Below are 21,336 nucleotides of genomic sequence, written 5' to 3' on the forward strand. Positions count from 1 at the left end.
GTGTTCGTCACCGGCGACAGCATCGTTTACAGCGCGTCGGACCTCGCCGCCGCCGCACGCTGCGAGTTCGCGCTGCTGCGCGATTTCGACGCCAAACTCGGCCGCGGGCCGGCCGTCACCGTCGAGGACGACCTGTTGATCCGGACAGCCACCCTGGGCGCCGAGCACGAGCGGCGCGAACTGGCGCGGCTGCGCGAGCGGTTCGGCGATGCCGTCGCGGTCATCGGCCGCCCGGCCTACACGCCGGCCGCGCTGACGGCGGCCAGCGAGGCCACCCGCCGCGCGGTCGCCGACCGGGCTCCCGTCATCTACCAGGCCGCCATGTTCGACGGCCGCTTCCTGGGGTTCGCCGACTTCCTGGTGCGCGACGGCGAGCGCTACCAGGTGGTGGACACCAAGCTGGCCCGCTCGGAGAAGGTGACCGCGCTGCTGCAGCTGGCCGCCTACGCCGACGCGCTGGCCGCCGCCGGTGTCCCCGTCGCGCCGGAGGCCGAGCTGCGGCTGGGTGACGGAACCGCGGTGCGGCACCGGGTGTGCGACCTGGTCCCGGTGTACCGCTCAGCCCGGGCCCGGCTGCAGCGGCTGCTCGACGAACACCGCGCCGGCGGCGCCGCGGTGCGCTGGGACGACGAGAACGTGACCGCGTGCTTCCGTTGCGCGGTGTGCGTCGAGCAGCTGCGCGCCACCGACGATGTGCTGCTGGTCGCCGGCATGCGAGTCAGCCAGCGGGACAAGCTTTTTGACGCCGGCATCAGCACCGTCGCCGAACTGGCCGCGCACCGCGGGCCGGTGCCGGAGCTGGCCGCCGGGGTGGTCGCGAAACTGACCGCCCAGGCCAAACTGCAAGTCCGCGAACGTGAAACCGGGGTGCCGCAGGTCGAGATCGTCGATCCGCAGCCGTTGGCGCTGCTGCCCGAGCCCGACCCCGGTGACCTGTTCTTCGACTTCGAAGGCGACCCGCTGTGGACCGCCGACGGCCGCGAATGGGGTCTGGAATACCTGTTCGGGGTCCTGGAAGCCGGGCCGTCGGGCAGGTTCCGGCCGCTGTGGGCGCACAACCGTTCGGAGGAACGCAAGGCGCTCACCGACTTTCTGGCGCTGGTGGCCAACCGGCGCAGACGCCGCCCCAACATGCACATCTACCATTACGCGCCGTACGAGAAGACCGCGTTGCTGCGGCTGGCCGGCCGCTACGGGGTGGGCGAGGACCAGGTCGACGAACTGCTGCGCAGCGGGACACTGGTCGACCTGTATCCCTTGGTGCGCAGGAGCATTCGGGTGGGCGCGGACTCGTTCAGCCTCAAGGCGCTCGAGCCGCTGTACATGGGCAGCCGGCTGCGCGCCGGGGAGGTGACCACGGCCGCCGGGTCGATCACCTCCTACGCGCGCTACTGCGAACTGCAGGCCGACGGCCGCGCCGACGAGGCGGTCGCGGTGCTCAAGGAGATCGAGGACTACAACCACTACGACTGCCGGTCCACGCAGGAGCTGCGTAACTGGCTGATGCTGCGCGCCTACGAATCCGGCGTGCTGCCCGTCGGTGCGCAACCGGTGGGCGACGGCAACACCGTCGACGACCGCGACGAGTTGGTGGCCACGTTGTCGGCGTTCACCGGGGCCGCCGGCATCGACGAGCGCACCCCGCAGCAGACCGCGGTGGCGCTGCTGGCGGCGGCCCGCGGCTACCACCGGCGCGAGGACAAACCCTTCTGGTGGGCGCATTTCGACCGGCTGAACTTCCCCATCGACGAATGGGCGGACAACACCGACGTTTTCGTCGCCGAACAGGCGTCGGTGTGTGTCGACTGGCAGACCCCCGCCCGCGCGCGCAAGCCGCAGCGCCGGGTGCGGCTGCGCGGCGAGCTGGCCCGCGGCGAGCTGCGCACCGAGGTCTTCGCACTGTACGACCCGCCGGCGCCGCCCGGCATGACCGACAACCCGGACCGGCGGGGGGCCGGGCGGGCCACGGTGGTCGAGGCCGACGACCCGGCACTGCCCACTGAGGTGGTGGTCCTCGAACGAGTCACCAGCGACGGCAAGCCCTTTCACCAGTTGCCCTTCGCGCTGACCCCGGGCCCGCCCATCCCCACCACCGCGCTGCGGGACTCGATCGAGGCGACCGTCGCGGCGGTGGCCGCCGGCCTGCCGCGGCTGCCCGACAGCGCCGTCGTCGACGTGCTGCTGCGTCGCGCGCCCCGCACCCGCAGCGGCGCCGCGCTGCCCCGCAGCGCCGACACCGTCGCCGACATCGCCTCCGCGCTAAAGGATTTGGACTCGTCGTACCTGGCGGTGCACGGGCCGCCCGGCACCGGCAAGACGCACACTGCGGCCCGGGTGATCGTGCGCCTGGTCGCCGAGCACCGCTGGCGCGTCGGTGTGGTCGCGCAATCACACGCCACGGTGGAAAACCTGCTGGACTGCGTGATCGATGCCGGACTGGATCCGCGGCGGATCGCCAAGAAGCGCTACGACCGCCAGGCCCCGCGCTGGCAGGAGATCGACGGCAACGCCTACGCTGCCTTCCTGGCCGACACGCCGGGCTGCGTGATCGGCGGCACCGCATGGGATTTCGCCAACGCCAACCGGATCCCACCCGGCAGCCTGGACCTGCTGGTGATCGACGAGGCCGGCCAATTCTGTTTGGCCAACACCATCGCGGTGGCCCCGGCCGCCGCGAACCTGCTGCTGCTCGGGGACCCGCAGCAGCTGCCGCAAGTCAGCCAGGGCACCCACCCGGAGCCGGTCGACACGTCGGCGCTGGACTGGCTGGTCGACGGGCAGCGCACGCTGCCCGACGAACGCGGCTACTTCCTGGACCGCTCCTACCGCATGCACCCGGCCGTCTGCGCCGCGGTGTCCGCGTTGTCCTACGAGGGCAGGCTGCATTCCGACGCGTGCACGGCCGCCCGACGCCTCGACGGGTGCCCGCCCGGGGTGCGGCTGCTTTCGGTTGACCACCAAGGCAATTCGACCGAGAGCCCCGAGGAGGCCGACGCGATCGCGGCCGCCGTCACGGGACTGCTCGGGGCGTCGTGGACCGACGAGCACGGCACCCGCGCGTTGACCGCCTCCGACGTGCTGGTGCTGGCGCCTTACAACGCCCAGGTGGCGCTGCTGCGCCGCCGGTTGGGCTCGGCCGGGCTGGACGGGGTGCGGGTGGGCACCGTCGACAAGTTCCAGGGCGGGCAGGCGCCGGTGGTCTTCATCTCGATGACGGCCTCGTCGGTGGACGTGGTGCCGCGCGGAATCTCCTTCCTGCTCAACAGGAATCGGCTCAACGTGGCGGTGAGCCGGGCCCAGTACGCGGCGGTGATCGTGCGGTCGCCGACGCTGACGGAGTACCTGCCCGGCACGCCGGCGGGGCTGATCGAGCTGGGCGCGTTCCTGGCGCTCACCCAGCCCGATCTGCGCTGACCGGCTAGTTGCCCGACGAGTGCCGGCCGTAACCGGTGGGGTCGTCGTCCGGGTCGGGACGGTGGTGCTGGCCGCGCAGCGACTCGCCTTCGCCCAAGTGGTGACCCGCCGGGCCGGGGTGATGGCGGCGCGGCGGCCGGGTGAACCGGTCGGCGGGCGGGCCGGGTTTGGGCGCGCGCCGCACCGCCACCTGGCGCAGCCGCTTGCCGCCGTCCACGTGAGACCCGTTGTGCGCGAAGCCGATCGGCTGAACCTGAGCGGGCCGTTCGTCGAGCACGCTGCGCCGGGACTCGACGGGGTCACGGCGGCGCACGTCGGCGGGCGGTGCCGGGGTGGGCTGCGGCCGTCGCGGCTGCCCGGCGCGTTGCTGCGCCTCGGGTTCGGGTTCACGCACCAGGATGAGTTCGACGTACGCGTCATCGTCGTCGTAGTCGTCGTGATAGTCGCCGCCGTAGTCGTCCGGCCCGAACGCGTCGGTCCCGCCGTCGCGGTGCGCCCACGGGCGAAAACCCACCAGGAACAGCGCGGCGACGATCCCGAACAACGCGATGAACGCCGGCAGCAGCACCGACTGCGACATGGCCGCCGCGAACGGCCCGCGCAGGAACTCGGGCAGCACCGGCCCGGCCGAGTCCTCACCCCCGCCGCCGGGCTGCCCCGGCATCTCGGCGCCGATCCGCCACGTCATGAACGCGGCCATGCCGGCGCTGCCCAGCACGGCGCCCAGCTGACGTACCGAGTTGTACACCGCGGACCCGGCGCCGGCCAGCTGCGCCGACAGGTTGCGCGTCGCGGTCGCCGTCAGCGGCGACCACACGAAGGCCATCCCCACACCCATCGCGAAGAACGGCAGCACCAGCCGCCAGATCGGCGTCGCCGGCGACATCTCGAAGGTGAGCCAGGTCAGCGCGATCGCCAGCAGCGAAAACCCGAAACCGAGCACCGGGCGCGGGTGGTAGCGGTCGACGATCTTGCCGACGAACGGCGCGAACACCCCGTTGGCGATCGCCATCGGCGCGATCAGCAGGGCCGAGCGGGTCGGCGACAGGCCGCACACCGCCTGGGCGTAAAACGTCAGCGGCAACATCATGGCCGTCGCGGCGAACGAGATGATCGCCACGCCGATGGTGCACAGGCTGAAGTCGCGGTCGGCGAAGATCACCAGCGGGATCAGCGGCTCCCGGACATTGACCGACTGCCAGAACACGAACACCGTCACGAACCCGACACCCGCGACGATCAGCGCCCAGATCCAGGGTTGCCAGTGCGCGGCCTGGCCCTGCTGCAGCCCGAACACGATCAGGAACATGCCCACCCCGGACAACCCGACCCCGACCAGGTCGAAGCGGTGCGACTGGGTGGGCAGCACCGGAACCAGCCAGTACGCCAGGACCAGCCCCAGCACCCCGATCGGGACGTTGACGAAGAAGATCCACTGCCACCCGAGCCCGTCGACCAGCACCCCACCGGCCAGCGGCCCCGCCAGGCTGGCCGCCCCGGCGGTGGCGCTCCACACGCTGACCGCCACGCCGCGCCGCTCCGCCGGGAAGATCCGGGTGATCGTCGACAACGTCTGCGGAGTCAGCACGCCGGCTCCGACACCCTGGACGACGCGGGCCGCGATCAGCATGGCGGCGCTGCCGGCCAGCCCGCACCACACCGACGCGACGGTGAACACCGCCAGGCCGATCAGGTACAGGTTCTTGGTGCCGAAGCGGTCGCCGAGACGCCCGGCCACCAACAGCACGACCGCGTACCCCAGCAGATAGGCGCTGGTCACCCAGACCACGGTGTCGTAGCCGATGTGCAGGTCGGCCATGATGGTCGGGTTGGCGATGGCGACGATGGTCGAGTCGACCATGATCATGAAGAAGCCGATCATCATCGCCCACAGCGGGTTCCACGGGTTCTGCGAGTGCGCCGAGCTTCGGGTGATGAGGTCCCAGCGGTGGGCGCCCGGAGCGGGCCCGGACGGCGCGCGCCGCCCACCCCCCGGGGTGCGGGGCGTAGCCGTGGTCATCCACCCCACCTCGTTTCGCTCCCGACGAACCTGTCCGGCGCCGTTTCCGCCGGATCGGCCCGCGCTGGCCGACCGGCCGCAACCAGGGCACCCGGCGGCCCGGCCGCCGCAGACATCCAGCCTGCATTATCCCCGGCGCGGCAATGGGCCGGCAGGCAAGGATCCGCCGGGGACGGATAACGCGCCGGGAGGCGGCGCGGGCACGTTAGCCTGAAGGAACGCCATTTGCAGGAGAGAAAATATGCGGGCCCGACGGAACAGGTTTCCGAACCGGTTTTTCAGCACGTCCAGCGCGGCGGCGCGGACCGACAGCGGTCGGCCCAAGGTGTCCGCGCGGGCGTTGGCGCAGGTGATCGAGCGCAGTTCGCGGATCCAGGGCCCGGCCGCCGAGGCGTACGTGACCCGGCTGCGCAACGGGCACCCCGACGCGGGCCCCGCCGAGATCCTGGCCAAGCTGCAGAAACGCTATCTGGCCATCGTGACCGCCGGCGGCGTTGCGGTGGGCGCCGCGGCCACCATCCCCGGGATCGGCACCCTGAGCGCGCTGTCCGCGGCGGCCGCCGAGACGGTGACCTTCCTGGAGGCCACCGCCTTCTTCGTGCTGGCGGCGGCGGTGGTCTACGACATCCCGGCCGATCACCGGGAACGCCGCCGCGCGCTGGTGCTGGCCGTGCTCGTCGGCGACAACAGCGAGCGGGCCGTCGCCCAGCTGATCGGCCCCGGGCGGACCCAGGGCGGCTGGGTCTCCGAGAGCCTGGCCGCGCTGCCGCTGTCGTCGATGTCGCGACTGAACTCCCGGCTGCTCAAGTCGTGGGTGCGCAGGTACACGCTGCGCCGGGGCGCGCTGCTGTTCGGCAAACTGCTGCCCGTCGGGATCGGCGTCGTCGTCGGCGCCGTCGGCAACTATCTGGCCGGCAAGAAGATCATCCGCAACGCCAACCGGGCCTTCGGCGCGCCGCCCGCGCGCTGGCCGCGGGCGCTGCATCTGGTGCCGCCCATCCACGAAGCCGGCTGAACCCCGGCTCCGTGGGCGGATCGGCGGCAAAAGGTTAGCCTTTATAGGGCGGAATCAATGAGGACCGCCACCAGTGTGGGGTGCTCGGGCACCCGGGACCGACAAGAGGGCAGGCGCCGCGGGACAGCGCTGCGGTGACCCTGCGGGACAACGGGATTGAGGCGAACTGCGGTCGTGAGCAACATAAGTTCACCATTCGGGCAGAACGAATGGCTGGTCGAGGAGATGTACCGCAAGTTCCGCGACGACCCCTCGTCGGTCGATCCGAGCTGGCACGAATTCCTCGTCGACTACAACCCCGAGCCCACCGGCGACTCGGTGCTGGCCGCCCCGGCCAGCACCGACGGCCCGTCCGCCCCGGCGCCGGCTGCCCCGCAAACCGCCCAGCCCGCCCCGCCCGCCCAAACGGCCCCGCCGGCTCAGACCGCCCAGCCGGCCCGGCCCGCGCCCCAGCCCGCCGCGGCCCCGGGCAACGGGGCGAGCACCCGCCCGGCCAAGCCCGCCACTCCCCCGCCGGCCGAGGGTGACGAGCTCCAGACGTTGCGCGGCGCCGCCGCGGCCGTCGTCAAGAACATGTCCGCGTCGCTGGAGGTGCCGACGGCCACCAGCGTGCGCGCCATCCCGGCCAAACTGCTGATCGACAACCGGATCGTCATCAACAACCAGCTCAAGCGCACCCGCGGCGGCAAGATCTCGTTCACTCACCTGTTGGGCTACGCGCTGGTGCAGGCGATCAAGAAGTTCCCGAACATGAATCGGCACTACGCCGAGATCGACGGCAAACCCACCGCGATCACCCCGGCGCACACCAACCTGGGCCTGGCCATCGATCTGCAGGGCAAGGATGGCAAGCGGTCGTTGGTGGTGGCCGGCATCAAGAACTGCGAGACCATGCGGTTCGCCCAGTTCGTCACCGCCTACGAGGACATCGTGCGGCGGGCCCGCGACGGCAAGCTGACCGCCGAAGACTTTGCCGGCGTGACGATTTCGCTCACCAACCCCGGCACCATCGGCACCGTGCACTCGGTGCCGCGGCTGATGAACGGCCAGGGCGCAATCATCGGCGTGGGCGCGATGGAGTACCCCGCCGAATTCCAGGGGGCCAGCGAGGAACGCATCGCCGAACTGGGCATCGGCAAGCTGATCACACTGACCTCGACCTACGACCACCGCATCATCCAGGGCGCGGAATCCGGTGACTTCCTGCGCACCATCCACGAGATGCTGCTGTCGGACGCGTTCTGGGACGACATCTTCCGCGAGCTGAGCATCCCGTACCTGCCGATCCGGTGGAGCACCGACAACCCGGACTCGATCGTCGACAAGAACGCCCGGGTGATGGAGTTGATCGCGGCCTACCGCAACCGCGGGCACCTGATGGCCGACATCGACCCGCTGCGGTTGGACGGCAGCCGGTTCCGCAGCCACCCCGATCTGGAGATCCTCAACCACGGCCTGACGCTGTGGGACCTGGACCGGGTGTTCAAGGTCAACGGCTTCGCCGGGGCGGAGTACAAGAAGCTGCGCGACATCCTGGGCCTGCTGCGGGATGCGTACTGCCGCCACATCGGCGTGGAGTACACCCACATCCTCGACCCCGAGCAGCAGGAATGGCTGCAGCAGCGGGTCGAGACCAAACACGTCAAGCCGACGGTGGCCGAGCAGAAGTTCATCCTGAGCAAGCTGAACGCGGCCGAGGCCTTCGAGACCTTCCTGCAGACCAAATACGTTGGGCAGAAACGCTTTTCGCTGGAAGGCGCGGAAAGTGTGATCCCGATGATGGACGCGGCGATCGATCAGTGCGCCGAGCACGGGCTCGACGAAGTGGTGATCGGGATGCCGCACCGCGGCCGGCTCAACGTGCTGGCCAACATCGTCGGCAAGCCGTACTCGCAGATCTTCTCCGAGTTCGAGGGCAACCTCAACCCGGCGCAGGCGCACGGCTCCGGCGACGTCAAGTACCACCTGGGCGCCACCGGCGTGTACCTACAGATGTTCGGCGACAACGACATTCAGGTGTCGTTGACCGCCAACCCGTCGCACCTGGAGGCCGTCGACCCGGTGCTGGAGGGTCTGGTCCGGGCCAAGCAGGACCTGCTGGACCACGGCGCCGACGACCAGGGAGACGAGAAGGCCTTCTCGGTGGTGCCGATGATGCTGCACGGCGATGCCGCGTTCGCCGGCCAGGGCGTGGTGGCCGAGACACTGAACCTGACCCATCTGCCCGGCTACCGGGTCGGCGGCACCATCCACATCATCGTCAACAACCAGATCGGCTTCACCACGGCGCCGGAGCACTCGCGCTCCAGCGAGTACTGCACCGACGTCGCCAAGATGATCGGGGCCCCCATCTTCCACGTCAACGGCGACGACCCGGAGGCCTGCGCGTGGGTGGCCAAGCTGGCCGTCGACTTCCGGCAGAAATTCAAGAAGGACGTCGTTATCGACATGCTGTGCTACCGCAAGCGCGGGCACAACGAGGGCGACGACCCGTCGATGACCAACCCGGCCATGTACGACGTCGTCGACATCAAGCGCGGGGTGCGCAAGAGCTACACCGAGGCGCTGATCGGCCGCGGCGACATCTCGATGAAAGAGGCCGAGGACGCGCTGCGCGACTACCAGGGCCAGCTGGAGCGGGTGTTCAACGAGGTCCGCGAGCTGGAGAAGCACGGCGTGGGGCCCAGCGAGTCGGTGGAGGCCGACCAGATGCTGCCGGCGGGCCTGGCCACCGCGGTGGACAAGGCGCTGCTGGCCCGCATCGGCGACGCGTTCCTGGCGCTGCCGGAGGGTTTCACCGCCCACCCGCGGGTGCAGCCGGTACTGGAGAAGCGCCGGGAGATGGCCTACGAGGGCAAGATCGACTGGGCCTTCGCCGAACTGCTGGCGCTGGGCTCGCTGGTGGCCGAGGGCAAGCTGGTGCGGCTGTCCGGGCAGGACACCCGGCGCGGCACCTTCTCGCAACGACACTCGGTGATCATCGACCGCAACACCGGCGAGGAGTTCACCCCGCTGCAGTTGCTGGCGACCAACCCCGACGGCACCCCGACCGGCGGCAAATTCCTGGTGTATGACTCCCCGCTGTCGGAGTACGCGGCCGTCGGCTTCGAGTACGGCTACACCGTGGGCAACCCGGATGCCCTGGTGTTGTGGGAGGCGCAGTTCGGCGACTTCGTCAACGGCGCGCAGTCGATCATCGACGAGTTCATCAGCTCGGGTGAGGCCAAGTGGGGTCAGCTGTCCAACGTCGTGTTGTTGCTACCGCACGGGCACGAGGGCCAGGGCCCCGACCACACCTCGGCGCGCATCGAGCGCTTCCTGCAGCTGTGGGCGGAGGGGTCGATGACGATCGCGATGCCGTCCACCCCGTCCAACTACTTCCACCTGTTGCGCCGGCACGCCCTGGACGGGATCAAGCGGCCGCTGATCGTGTTCACCCCGAAGTCGATGCTGCGCAACAAGGCCGCGGTCAGCGACATCAAGGACTTCACCGAGATCAAGTTCCGCTCGGTGCTCGAGGAGCCGACCTACGAGGACGGCATCGGCGATCGCGGCAAGGTCAGCCGGGTGCTGTTGACCAGCGGCAAGCTCTACTACGAGCTGGTCGCGCGCAAGAACAAGGACAACCGCGACGACGTGGCGATCGTGCGGATCGAACAGCTGGCCCCGCTGCCCAAGCGCCGGCTGGGCGAGACGCTGGACCGCTACCCGAACGTGCGCGAGTACTTCTGGGTGCAGGAGGAGCCGGCCAACCAGGGGGCCTGGCCGCGATTCGGCCTGGAGCTGCCCGAGCTGCTGCCCGACAAGCTGACCGGGCTCAAGCGGATTTCCCGCCGGGCGATGTCGGCGCCGTCGTCGGGCTCGTCGAAGGTGCACGCCGTCGAGCAGCAGGAGATCATCGACACCGCCTTCGCCTGAGGCATCGACGGGTCCTCAGTGTCACGCCAGCGTGGCGCTCGGGGCCCGGCGCCACGCTGGCGTGACGCTCGGCGAGGCGGGCGGAGGCGACGTTCGCACCCGAGGACAGCGGTACCCCGGGTACCGGCTAGCCTCGACGTGAACCAACACGAGGGAGGCCGCTCATGCAGGGGTTCGCCGGCAAGGTCGCCGTGGTCACCGGCGCGGGATCGGGAATCGGGCAGGCGCTGGCCGTCGAGCTGGCCCGCTCGGGCGCCAAGGTGGCGATCAGCGACGTCGACCTCGAAGGCCTGGCCCACACGGAGGAACAGCTGAAGGCGATCGGCGCGCAGTACAAGGCCGATCGGCTCGACGTGACCGAGCGCGAGGCGTTCCTGGCCTACGCCGACGCTGTCAAGGAGCACTTCGGCAAGGTCAACCAGATCTACAACAACGCCGGCATCGCCTTCACCGGCGACGTCGAGGTCAGCCGGTTCAAGGACATCGAGCGGGTGATGGACGTCGACTTCTGGGGCGTGGTCAACGGCACCAAGGCGTTCCTGCCGCACCTGATCGCCTCCGGCGACGGACACGTCGTCAACGTCTCCAGCGTGTTCGGCCTGTTCTCGGTGCCGGGCCAGGCGGCCTACAACTCGGCCAAGTTCGCCGTGCGCGGCTTCACCGAGGCGCTGCGCCAGGAGATGGCCGCGGCCGGTCACCCGGTGGCGGTGACGACCGTGCACCCCGGCGGCATCAAGACCGCGATCGCCCGCAACGCCACCGCGGCCGAGGGCCTCGACCAGGCCGAGCTGGCCAAGCTGTTCGACAAGCGGCTGGCCAAGACCACGCCGCAGCGCGCCGCCCAGATCATCCTGGACGCGGTGCGCAAGAAGAAGGCGCGGGTGCTGGTCGGCTCGGACGCCAAGGCGCTCGACATCCTGGTGCGGCTGACCGGTTCGGGCTACCAGCGGCTGTTCGGGCCGGTCATGAGCCGGCTGCTGCCCAACTGATCACGAGACCCCCTATAGCCAGCATCGCTGGCAGCGATTACCGTCAAGCGGTCAAACCTGCTCGAGGGAGTGTGGCATGCAAGGGTTCGCCGGCAAGGTCGCCGTGGTCACCGGCGCCGGATCGGGCATCGGGCAGGCGCTGGCGGTGGAGCTGGGCCGGGCCGGGGCCAAGCTGGCGATCAGCGACGTGGACACCGCGGGGCTGGCGCAGACGGCGGAGCAGCTTGCCGCGATCGGCGCGCCGGTCAAGGCGGATCGGCTCGACGTGACCGAACGCGAGGCGTTCCTGGCCTACGCCGACGCGGTCAACGAGCATTACGGCCGGGTCAACCAGATCTACAACAACGCCGGCATCACGTTCATCGGCTCCATCGAGGACAGCCGGTTCAAGGACATCGAGCGGGTGGTCGACGTCGACTTCTGGGGCGTCGTCAACGGCACCAAGGCGTTCCTGCCCCACCTGATCGCCTCCGGCGACGGGCACGTCATCAACATCTCCAGCGCGCTCGGCCTGTTCTCGGCGCCCGGGCAGGCGGCCTACGTGTCGGCCAAGTTCGCCGTCCGCGGCTTCACCGAGGCGCTGCATCAAGAGATGCTGCGCGCCGGTCACCCGGTCCGGGTCACCACGGTGCACCCCGGCGGCATCAAAACCGCGTTCGCCCGCAACGCCACCGGTGTCGAGGGCCTCGACCACGCCGAGCTGGCCAGCCTGTTCGAGGAACAGCAGGCCAAGACGACGCCGCAGCGCGCCGCCCAGCTCATCCTGGACGGGGTGCGCCGCAACAAGGCCCGGGTGCTGGTCGGCCCCGACGTCAAGGCCATGGACCTGCTGGTGCGGGCGGCCGGCCCCAACTACGAGCGGCTGCTGGCCGGCCCGGTGATGGGCCGGGTCAAGGAGTTCGTGACCCGGTTGCTGCCCAAGCGTTAACGCCCGAGAGGGTGTTCGGCCAGCCAGCCGCCGGCCACCGCCTGCGGGTCGGCGCCGGTGTCCACCTGCCGGCGCATGTCGACCAGCGCCGCGGTGTCCAGCACGCCGGCCACTTCGTTGATCGCCAGCAACTGCCGCTCGCTGAGCGCGTTGCGCCGATACAGCGGCACCACGTTCTCGGCCCGGATCAGCGCGGGCTTGCCGTCGGACAGCGCCACCAGGTCGGCGGGCGTGCCGGGATCGGCCGTCGTCGTCCACCCCGCGGTCAGCTGCCCCGCCCGCACAGCGGCGAACATCGTTGCGGCGTCCGGGAATTCGTGGGGGGCGGCCAACCGGCAGCTGCCGACCGCCGGCGGCGCGGGGTGCCCGGCGACGGCCCCGACGACCAGGCCGTCGCAGTGCCGCGGCAACGTGCTCAGGTCCGCGCTGACGTCGCTGCCGCCCCACGCCTGGGCGGTGGCGCGGCTCACCAGCAACACGGGCTTGTCCTCGGCGGCTGTCGTGTAGTCGCCGGCCACGATGCCCTCGGGCAGGGCGGCGATCATCGCGCGGTACACGTCCTTGTCCGACATGGCCGTCGCGCCGGGCTGCAACGCCTGCAACACCCGTCCGGTGAAGGCCGGGACGACGGTGAAGGCGCCCGAATCCAGTTGGGCTGTCGGATCACCGGCCGTCGCGGGCCGCGCGGCGAAACCATAGGACCGCAGCGCGGCGACGTAGATGCCGGCCAGCAGCGTCGAGGAGGCGTCGGGCCGCGAGCCCACCACCACCTCGGCGTGGGCGCGACGGTCGCCGGTGTCGGTCGTGCAGCCGGTGACGGCGAGTAGGGCGGTCAGCAGCGGCGCGACCAGCCTGCCGATTCTCACCCGGCGGGAGCGTCGGAAACTTCTGTGGCCAGCGCCACCGCGGTGGCGACCGCGTCCCCGACCCGGGCGTCCAGCGGGCTGGGCACGATCCGATCGGGCGCGAGGTCGTCGCTGACGACGGAGAAGATCGCCTCGGCCGCGGCGACCATCATCTTCTCGGTGATCCGGCGGGCGCCGGCCTCCAGAGCGCCGCGGAACACCCCGGGGAACGCCAGCACGTTGTTGATCTGGTTGGGGAAATCGCTGCGCCCGGTGGCCACCACGGTGGCGTACTTCGCCGCGATCTGCGGATGGATCTCCGGGTCGGGGTTGGACAGCGCGAACACGATCCCGTTGGGCGCCATGGCCGCGATCATCTCCTCGGGCACCACACCCCCCGACAGCCCCAGGAACACGTCGGCGCCGCGGATCGCCTCGGCCAGGCTGCCGGTCAGGCCGGCCGGGTTGGTGCGCCGCGCCAACGCCGCCTTGACGTCGTTCATGTCGTCGCGGCCGGCGTGCAGGATCCCCCGCGAGTCGAGCACGGTGATGTCCGAAACACCCATCGCCATAAGGAGATTGGTGCACGCGACGCCGGCCGCCCCGGCTCCGGACACCACCACCTTCAGCGAGCTCATGTCCCGGCCCAGCAGCTTGCTGGCCCCCATCAGGGCGGCCAGCACGACGATCGCGGTGCCGTGCTGGTCGTCGTGCATCACCGGGCAGTCCAGCGCCTCGATGAGTCGGCGTTCGATCTCGAAGCAGCGCGGCGCGGAGATGTCCTCGAGGTTGACGGCGCCGAAGGTGGGGCGCAGCCGCACCAGGGTCTCCACGATCTCGTCGGGATCCTTGGTGTCCAGCACGATCGGGATGGCGTTCAGCCCGCCGTACGCCTGGAACAGGGCGCACTTGCCCTCCATCACCGGCAGCGACGCCGCGGGCCCGATGTCGCCCAGGCCGAGCACCGCGCTGCCGTCGCTGACCACGGCCACCAGCCGGTTAGCCCAGGTGTAGTGCGCCGCTTGACGGTGGTCGGCGGCGATCGCCCGGCTGACCTGCGCCACGCCCGGGGTGTAGGCGATCGACAGCGCGCGCTGGGTGTCCAGCGGGGAGGTCAGGCTGACCGACAGCTTGCCGCCGACGTGTGCCGCGAAGATCTCGGCGTCCGTGATCGCGCCCTGCTCGGCGCGACTCTGTATCGATTCAAGCAATTCGGACACGCGCTTCAGGGTAAGGGCTACCCATAAGTAGTCCTAATTGCCCACGTCGGTCTCAGATCAGGCCGAGCTGGGTCACCGCGTTGCGCTCGTCGGCGAGCTCGGCGGTGGTCTTGTCGATCCGGCTGCGGGAGAACTCGTCGATCTCCAGGCCCTGCACGATCGTCCAGTCGCCGTCCTTGGTGGTCACCGGGAACGACGAGATCAGCCCCTCCGGCACGCCGTAGGAGCCGTCGGAGATGACGGCCATGGAGACCCAGTCGCCCGCCGGGGTGCCCAGCAGCCAGTCGCGGGCGGCGTCGGTGGTCGCCGAGGCGGCCGACGCGGCCGAGGAGGCGCCCCGCGCGTCGATGATGGCCGCGCCGCGCTTGGCCACGGTCGGGATGAAGTCGTTCTCGATCCAGTTCTGGTCGCCCACCACCTCGGCCGCGTTCTTACCCTTGACCTCGGCGTGGAAGATGTCGGGGTACTGGGTGGCGGAGTGGTTGCCCCAGATCGTCATCTTTGTGATGTCGGTGACCTTGGCGCCGGTCTTTTTGGCCAGCTGCGAGATGGCCCGGTTGTGGTCCAGGCGGGTCAGCGCCGAGAACCGCTCGCGCGGGATGTCCGGGGCGTTGCTCATCGCGATCAACGCGTTGGTGTTGGCCGGGTTGCCGGTCACGCCGACGCGGATGTCGTCGGCGGCCACCTCGTTGAGCGCCTTGCCCTGCGCGGTGAAGATCGCGCCGTTGGCCTCCAGCAGGTCGCTGCGCTCCATGCCCGGGCCGCGCGGCCGCGCGCCGACCAGCAGCGCGAGGTTGGCGCCGTCGAAGATCTTGTTCGGGTCGGCGCCGATCTCGACGCCGGACAGCAGCGGGAAGGCGCAGTCGTCGAGTTCCATCACGACGCCCTCGAGCGCCTTGAGCGCGGGCTCGATCTCGAGCAGACGCAGCTCGATCGGGCGGTCGGGGCCCAGCAACGAGCCGCTGGCCAGGCGGAACAACAGGCTGTAGCCGATCTGGCCGGCGGCGCCGGTGACGGCAACCTTGAGAGGACTTGCGCTCACGTCGATGTACCCCTTGTGTGGAGAAGTTCGTGCAGATTCGGGTTCCGCTCGAAACTAGCGCACCCTTCTTTGCCGCCGATCTCCGGTCCGCTACCAGGGCTTTCCGCCGCGCGATCGTCACGCCGGCCGGCGCCGGGACGCGTAGCATGAGCACCGCCTGGTCTGACCTGCGCTGCGTGGGAGGTGGATGTGTTCCAGGGATTCGACGCATTGCCCGAAGTGCTTCGGCCCATCGCCCACCAACCGCACCCGCAGCCGGCGCCCGAGGCTCCGCCGGCCCGCGCGACGCTGGTCGACTGCGCGGTGTACGACGACGGGAACCGGCTGCCCGGCGTGTTCGGTTACGCCGACGCCCTGGACAAGGTCCGCGAGATCGAATCCCAGGGGCGCGAGGGATTCGTCTGGGTCGGCCTGCGCGAACCGAACCAGACCGAAATGCAGGAAGTGGCAGACGTTTTCGGGCTGCATGCGCTGGCCGTCGAGGACGCCGTGTGCGCCCATCAGCGGCCCAAGGTGGAGCGCTACGACGACACACTGTTTCTGGTGCTCAAGACCGTCAACTACGTGCCGCACGAATCGGTGGTGCTGGCCCGCGAGATCGTCGAGACCGGCGAGATCATGGTGTTCGTCGGCCGCGATTTCGTGGTGACCGTCCGGCACGGCGAACACGGCGGGCTGTCCGAGGTGCGCAAGCGGATGGACGGCGACCCCGAGCAGATGCGGCTGGGCCCGTTCGCGGTGATGCACGCGATCGCCGACCACGTGGTGGACCACTATCTCGAGGTGAGCAGCTTGATGCTCGCCGACATCGACAGCATCGAGGGGTTGGCGTTCGCCCCGGGCAGCAAGATCGACGTCGAACCGATCTATCTGCTCAAGCGCGAGGTCGTCGAACTGCGCCGCTGCGTCAACCCGCTGTCGTCGGCGTTTCACCGGATCCAGACCGAGAACAAGGACGTGATCTCCAAGGAGGTGCGCCGCTATCTGCGCGACGTCGCCGACCACCACTCCGAGGCCGCCGACCAGATCGCCAGCTACGACGACATGCTCAACTCGCTGATCCAGGCGGCCCTGGCCCGGGTGGGGATGCAGCAGAACAACGACATGCGCAAGATGGCGGCCTGGGCCGGCATCCTGGCGGTGCCGACCATGATCGCCGCCATTTACGGGATGAACTTCCATTTCATGCCCGAGCTCAACTGGACCTGGGGATATCCGGCGGTGATGGCGGGCATGGCCGTCGTCTGCCTGGTGCTGTACTTCCAGTTCCGCAACCGCAACTGGCTCTAGCGCTCGCTTTTTCCCGCGAGTTCCTCCGCGAGCAGACGCAAAAGCCCCTCGACGCCCGGCGTGTCGGGGGCTTTTGCGTCTGCTCGAGGGAGGGGGCGGGGGACTTATCCACATCGCCGCGGCAGCTGGCTGGTTCCGACACTTACCTTGCCGCATTGTCTGCGGCTGTGGACATCGAGAGCCTCATCCTGCGCGGCGACGGGCTGGCAACCACTTCCCAACTGCTGACCGCGGTCTCGCGCAAACAATTGGCCGGTCTGGTCAAGTCCGGCATGCTCATCCGCGTCTGTCACGGGGTATACGCACCCAACGTTCCCGACGTGTCCAATGCGCTGGACGCCGCGCAACTGAGGGTCGGACGGCCGGTGGTCGCGTGCATGGGCACCGCTGCCGCGCTGTACGGCTTCGACACCGAGCGCACCACCAGAATCCATGTCCTCGATCCGGGAATCCGGATGCGCCCGTCACCGAAAATCATGGTGCACCAACGGATTCGGGCGCCGCTGCGACGAGTGAAGGGCCATCTGGCGACGACGCCGGCGTGGACCGCGATAGAAGTAGCCCGGGCGCTGCGGCCCGCGCGTGCCCTGGCCACGCTTGATGCGGCACTGCGTGTCGGCGCATGCACCGCAGCGGAGCTGGACGCGGCGGCTCGCGAACAGCATGGTCGTCGCGGAATCGTCAAGGTCCGGGAATTGCTGGCCTACGCCGACGGCCGCGCCGAATCGCCCATGGAGAGTGAGGCACGACTGCTGTTCATCGGCAGTGGGCTGCCGATGCCGGAGCTGCAGTACAGCATCACCGACCGGCACGGCCGACGGTGGCGTGCCGACTTCGCCTGGCCGGCATCGATGGTTCTCGCCGAATATGACAGCGTGGAGTGGCATTTGGACCGCGAGGCCCTACTGCACGACCGGCTCAAACTCGCACGGCTGCAGGAATGTGGGTGGACGACGGTGCCGATGACGGTGGACGACATTCGACACGACCCCGTCGGCCTCATTGCGCGGATCAACGGCCATCTGGCCGCGCCGCGCGTCGCCGGTTGAGCGCCGGTGTCATTTCCCGCGAGTTCCCCCGCGAGCAGACGCAAAAGCCCCTTGACGCCCGGCGTGTCGGGGGCTTTTGCGTCTGCTCGCGGGAAACGGCAGACGTCAACCCGGCTGGGCGGCAGGGCGATTCGGGTCCAGCACGTCGACGCCGTCGTTGTCCCACGCCTGCCGCATCGCCTCCGCGCCCTTCAGCCGCACCCACGCCGCTTCCGTGGCGGTGATGGGGGTCGCCGACAGGAATTGCACCGGGTCGCGCGGCGGCGGCAGCGGCAGATCGGGAATATCGCTGCGGCCCAACAGCACTGCCGTGAACGGCACCCGGGCCGACGGCGACGCCCACAGCGGCGAGCCCAGGTCGATCAGCGCGCCGGCGACCAGCACCGCGCCCTCGACGGCCGGGGATGCCGCCAGGATCGCCAGGCTCTTTGCGATGCCGGTGACCGGGCCGGGATCGCGTAGCCGCAGCACGATCTCGGCGCGCGGTCCGCGCACCGGGTCGGCGATCTCGGCCGTCGGTTCGGTCATCGGATGACGCGAGCAGCCCAGCGAGACGTAGTGCACCAGCCCGTCGGCCGTGCGGAACCGCAGCACCTCGATGGTTTCGGTACCCAGGAATGTCACGCTGGCCGAATCTGGTTCGTCGCCGCAGAAGTGCGCCCGCACGTGCGCGCGCACCGGCTCCAGGGCCTGGCTCACGGCGAGCCGGACGGCGCGACGGTCAGGTTCACCCCGGAGTCGGCGTCGAAGACCATCAGCTTCGTTGTGTCCAGCGCCAACTCGACCGTCTGGCCGATGGCCGCTTTGGATTCGGCGGGAACCCTTGCCACGAACTGGTTTTCGTGTGCATCCGCCTCGGCGGCCAGTTCGTCCAATTGGGTCGAGTGCGCGGCCCACGCCGCGGTGGAGAAGTACACGTACTTGTCGGCGCCCAGCGACTCGACCATGTCGACCTTGACCTCGAAGGTCAGCGCCCTGATCCGCTGGTAGCCGTCGATCAGCGCGGCGTCGGACAGGTGTTCGGGTCGCGCGCCGACGATGATGTTGTCCGGCTCGGGATGCTCGGCGATCACCTGTTGAATTTCCGGTGTCAGCATCACCTCGCCGAAGGGCAGCTTCAGCCCGATCGGCGTCAGCGTGGCGGGGAAGAAATTCATCGCCGGCGAGCCGATGAAGCCGGCGACGAACAGGTTGGCCGGGTTCTCGTACAGCTCGTCGGGGGTGCCGATCTGTTGTGCCACACCGGAATGCATCACCACCACGCGGTCACCCAGGGTCATGGCCTCGGTCTGGTCGTGGGTGACGTAGACCGTGGTGGTGCCCAGCCGCTTCTGCAGCCGGGCGATCTCGCCGCGCATCTGCACCCGCAGTTTGGCGTCCAGGTTGGACAGCGGCTCGTCCATCAGGAACGCCTTCGGGTGCCGCACGATGGCCCGGCCCATCGCCACCCGCTGCCGCTGTCCGCCGGACAGCTGCGACGGCTTGCGGTCCAGAAAGTCGGTCAGGTCAAGGATTTTGGCCGTCTCAGCGACCTTCTGGGCGATCTCGGGCTTCTTCATCTTGGCCAGTGTCAACGGAAACGCGATGTTTTGGCGCACCGTCATGTGCGGGTACAGCGCATAGGACTGGAACACCATGGCGATATCGCGGTCCTTGGGCGCCTTCTCGTTCACCCGTTCGCCGCCGATGCGCAGCTCGCCGGATGAGATATCTTCAAGCCCGGCAATCATATTCAAGGTCGTGGTCTTGCCGCAGCCGGACGGGCCGACCAGAATCAGGAATTCGCCGTCGGCGATGGTGAGGTTGAGGTCGCGCACCGCCGTCGCGCCGTCCGGGTAGCTCTTGCTGACATGGTCCAGCACAATCTCGGCCATCGAGTCATCCCTTCACAGCGCCAGAGGTCAGCCCGGCGACGATCCGTCGTTGGAAGATTAGAACAAACAAGATGACGGGGACGGTGATCACCACGGCCCCGGCCGCGATCGATCCGGTCGGCTCCTCGAACTGTGAACTGCCGCTGAAGCTCACGATCGCCACCGGCGCGGTGATGGCCGCCTTGGTGGCGGTCAGGGTCAGCGCCAGCAGCAGATCGTTCCAGGCGAAGATGAACACCAGGATCGCCGCGGTCACCACGCCCGGCGCCGCCAGCGGCACGATCACCTTCCGGAACGCCTGCGCCGGCGTGGCGCCGTCGATTTTCGCTGCCTTCTCCAAATCCCATGGGATCTCCCGGAAGAACGCCGACAACGTGTAGATCGCCAGCGGCAGCGCAAAGGTGATGTACGGCAGGATCAAACCCGGCCAGGTGTCGAATAGGCCGAGGAAGCGTTCGATGTTGAACAACGGCGTGACCAGCGAGATCGCCGGGAACATGGTGATCAGCAGGGTGGCCCCGATCAGCAGCCGCTTGCCGGGAAAGTCCAGCCGGGCCACGGCGTAGGCGGCCATGGCGCCGAGCAGCACCGCGACCGCGGTGGTGATCAGCCCGATCCCGACGGAGTTGATCAGCGCCGAGCTGAAGAAGTCGCCGCGGAAGATGCCGCGATAGTTTTCCAGCGATATCGCCGACGGAATCAGCTTGCCGTCCTTGACCGTTGACGTCGGCTTCAGCGACAGGCTGAAGATCCACAACACCGGAAGCAGCGCATACACCACCACCAGCGTGTCGATCACGGCCCAGAGCACCGTGCGACGCGCGGCGGTTCGGTTAACGGCCATCGACGTCACCACCGGGGGCTGCCGCACCGAAGACCTTGACGAAAACCAGCGCGATCAGGCCCACGCATCCGAAGATCAGCACGCTGATCGCCGAGCCCAGCCCCACGTTGAAACCCTTGAACAGGTTGTCGTAGCCCAGCATCGACACCGAACCGGTGTTGTTGGCGCCGTTGGTCAAAACGTAGATGTTGTCGAAAATTCGGAAGGCGTCCAGTGTTCGGAACAACAGCGCGACCACCACCGCCGGCTTGATGATCGGCAGGGTGACGCGGGTCAGCCGCCGCCAGGCGCCGGCGCCGTCCACCTGGGCCGCCTTGAGCAGGTCCTCGGGCACCAGCGCCAGACCGGCCAGCAGCAGCAGCGACATGAACGGGGTCGTCTTCCAGACCTCGGCGAGCACGACGATTGCCAGCGACGGGATCTGGGCGGTCAGCGGTGCGCTGCCGTGCGGCAGCAGGTTGGCCAGATAGCCGGTCCCGGGCGTCCAGGCGTAGTACCAGCTGTAGGACGCGACCGCGGTGACGATGCCGTACGGGATCAGCACCGCGGTGCGCACCAGGCCCTTGCCGACCAGGGTGCGGTGCATCACCAGCGCCAGCGCCAGGCCCAGCACGAATTCGGCGGACACCGAGACCACGGTGATGCCCAGCGTCACCGCCAGCGCGGTCCACCAATACCGGTCGCTGAGGATGGTCGCGTAGTTACTCAGGCCGACGAACGCGGTGTCGTGCGGAGCCGCAAGGTTGTTGCGCTGCAAGCTCAACCACACCGCATAGCCGATCGGGTAGGCCGTCACCGCCAGCATCAGAATCGCCGCCGGCGCAACCAGCACAAGCGCCAGCCGCTGTTCGGATGTCCGGCCCAGCACGCTCGGCGCGGCGGAAGACG

At 69.3% G+C, this 21,336-nt stretch carries 15 protein-coding genes; 7 read left to right on the forward strand and 8 right to left on the reverse strand.

Going from position 1 to position 21,336, the window contains the following annotated elements; translation table 11 throughout:
* Positions 1 to 3,414, forward strand: a complete 3,414-nt coding sequence (locus MAA44156_RS14345) for a TM0106 family RecB-like putative nuclease (protein WP_009975609.1) — start codon at positions 1 to 3, stop codon at positions 3,412 to 3,414.
* 4 nt (positions 3,415 to 3,418) lie between these two features.
* On the opposite strand, the gene MAA44156_RS14350 is transcribed toward MAA44156_RS14345, so the two are convergent.
* The gene (locus tag MAA44156_RS14350) at positions 3,419 to 5,434 is read right to left on the reverse strand and encodes an MFS transporter (protein WP_033716394.1); all 2,016 of its coding nucleotides are present in this window, start codon (positions 5,432 to 5,434) and stop codon (positions 3,419 to 3,421) included.
* Positions 5,435 to 5,675: 241 nt separating this feature from the next.
* Between MAA44156_RS14350 and MAA44156_RS14355 the strand changes: the two genes are divergently transcribed.
* The 4 genes from MAA44156_RS14355 (at position 5,676) to MAA44156_RS14370 (ending at position 12,284) form a co-directional block, all read left to right on the forward strand.
* Positions 5,676 to 6,449, forward strand: a complete 774-nt coding sequence (locus tag MAA44156_RS14355; RefSeq protein ID WP_009975605.1) for a hypothetical protein — start codon at positions 5,676 to 5,678, stop codon at positions 6,447 to 6,449.
* Positions 6,450 to 6,623: 174 nt separating this feature from the next.
* Entirely contained in the window at positions 6,624 to 10,367 is a 3,744-nt protein-coding gene (locus MAA44156_RS14360) for a multifunctional oxoglutarate decarboxylase/oxoglutarate dehydrogenase thiamine pyrophosphate-binding subunit/dihydrolipoyllysine-residue succinyltransferase subunit (protein ID WP_065370740.1), read from the forward strand.
* A gap of 164 nt (positions 10,368 to 10,531) precedes the next feature.
* Complete coding sequence (locus MAA44156_RS14365; protein ID WP_009975598.1) at positions 10,532 to 11,356, forward strand: SDR family NAD(P)-dependent oxidoreductase; 825 nt, start codon at positions 10,532 to 10,534, stop codon at positions 11,354 to 11,356.
* A gap of 76 nt (positions 11,357 to 11,432) precedes the next feature.
* The gene (locus MAA44156_RS14370) at positions 11,433 to 12,284 is read left to right on the forward strand and encodes an SDR family NAD(P)-dependent oxidoreductase (RefSeq protein ID WP_003878447.1); all 852 of its coding nucleotides are present in this window, start codon (positions 11,433 to 11,435) and stop codon (positions 12,282 to 12,284) included.
* Here MAA44156_RS14370 and MAA44156_RS14375 read toward each other — a convergent pair.
* The 3 genes from MAA44156_RS14375 to MAA44156_RS14385 are packed head-to-tail and all read right to left on the reverse strand — an operon-like array spanning position 12,281 to position 15,391.
* Entirely contained in the window at positions 12,281 to 13,150 is an 870-nt protein-coding gene (locus MAA44156_RS14375; RefSeq protein ID WP_009975597.1) for a glycine betaine ABC transporter substrate-binding protein, read from the reverse strand. The two genes, MAA44156_RS14370 and MAA44156_RS14375, sit on opposite strands and share 4 nt — an antisense overlap.
* Positions 13,147 to 14,349: an NAD(P)-dependent malic enzyme gene (locus MAA44156_RS14380; RefSeq protein WP_009975595.1), complete on the reverse strand. Its 1,203-nt coding sequence runs from the start codon at positions 14,347 to 14,349 to the stop codon at positions 13,147 to 13,149. The genes MAA44156_RS14375 and MAA44156_RS14380 overlap by 4 nt, the downstream gene beginning before the upstream one ends.
* 52 nt (positions 14,350 to 14,401) lie before the next feature.
* Positions 14,402 to 15,391, reverse strand: coding sequence for a malate dehydrogenase (locus tag MAA44156_RS14385; protein WP_009975594.1), 990 nt, complete (start codon positions 15,389 to 15,391; stop codon positions 14,402 to 14,404).
* A 189-nt stretch (positions 15,392 to 15,580) separates the two neighbouring features.
* Between MAA44156_RS14385 and corA the strand changes: the two genes are divergently transcribed.
* The gene (gene corA, locus MAA44156_RS14390; RefSeq protein ID WP_009975593.1) at positions 15,581 to 16,681 is read left to right on the forward strand and encodes a magnesium/cobalt transporter CorA; all 1,101 of its coding nucleotides are present in this window, start codon (positions 15,581 to 15,583) and stop codon (positions 16,679 to 16,681) included.
* 155 nt (positions 16,682 to 16,836) lie between these two features.
* Positions 16,837 to 17,730, forward strand: coding sequence for a type IV toxin-antitoxin system AbiEi family antitoxin domain-containing protein (locus MAA44156_RS14395; protein WP_227974633.1), 894 nt, complete (start codon positions 16,837 to 16,839; stop codon positions 17,728 to 17,730).
* Positions 17,731 to 17,835: 105 nt separating this feature from the next.
* Here MAA44156_RS14395 and MAA44156_RS14400 read toward each other — a convergent pair whose 3' ends face one another.
* Genes MAA44156_RS14400 through MAA44156_RS14415 form a run of 4 tightly spaced genes read right to left on the reverse strand, consistent with a single transcriptional unit; the run spans position 17,836 to position 21,316 of the window.
* The gene (locus MAA44156_RS14400; RefSeq protein ID WP_009975589.1) at positions 17,836 to 18,429 is read right to left on the reverse strand and encodes a suppressor of fused domain protein; all 594 of its coding nucleotides are present in this window, start codon (positions 18,427 to 18,429) and stop codon (positions 17,836 to 17,838) included.
* The gene (locus MAA44156_RS14405) at positions 18,426 to 19,604 is read right to left on the reverse strand and encodes an ABC transporter ATP-binding protein (RefSeq protein ID WP_009975588.1); all 1,179 of its coding nucleotides are present in this window, start codon (positions 19,602 to 19,604) and stop codon (positions 18,426 to 18,428) included. Before MAA44156_RS14405 ends, MAA44156_RS14400 begins: the two co-directional genes overlap by 4 nt.
* 4 nt (positions 19,605 to 19,608) lie before the next feature.
* Positions 19,609 to 20,448, reverse strand: a complete 840-nt coding sequence (locus MAA44156_RS14410; RefSeq protein WP_031351550.1) for a carbohydrate ABC transporter permease — start codon at positions 20,446 to 20,448, stop codon at positions 19,609 to 19,611.
* Positions 20,438 to 21,316, reverse strand: a complete 879-nt coding sequence (locus MAA44156_RS14415; RefSeq protein ID WP_009975585.1) for a carbohydrate ABC transporter permease — start codon at positions 21,314 to 21,316, stop codon at positions 20,438 to 20,440. Before MAA44156_RS14415 ends, MAA44156_RS14410 begins: the two co-directional genes overlap by 11 nt.
* Positions 21,317 to 21,336: the final 20 nt, after the last annotated feature.

This window comes from Mycobacterium avium subsp. avium, assembly GCF_009741445.1.
GTDB classification, from domain to species: domain Bacteria; phylum Actinomycetota; class Actinomycetes; order Mycobacteriales; family Mycobacteriaceae; genus Mycobacterium; species Mycobacterium avium.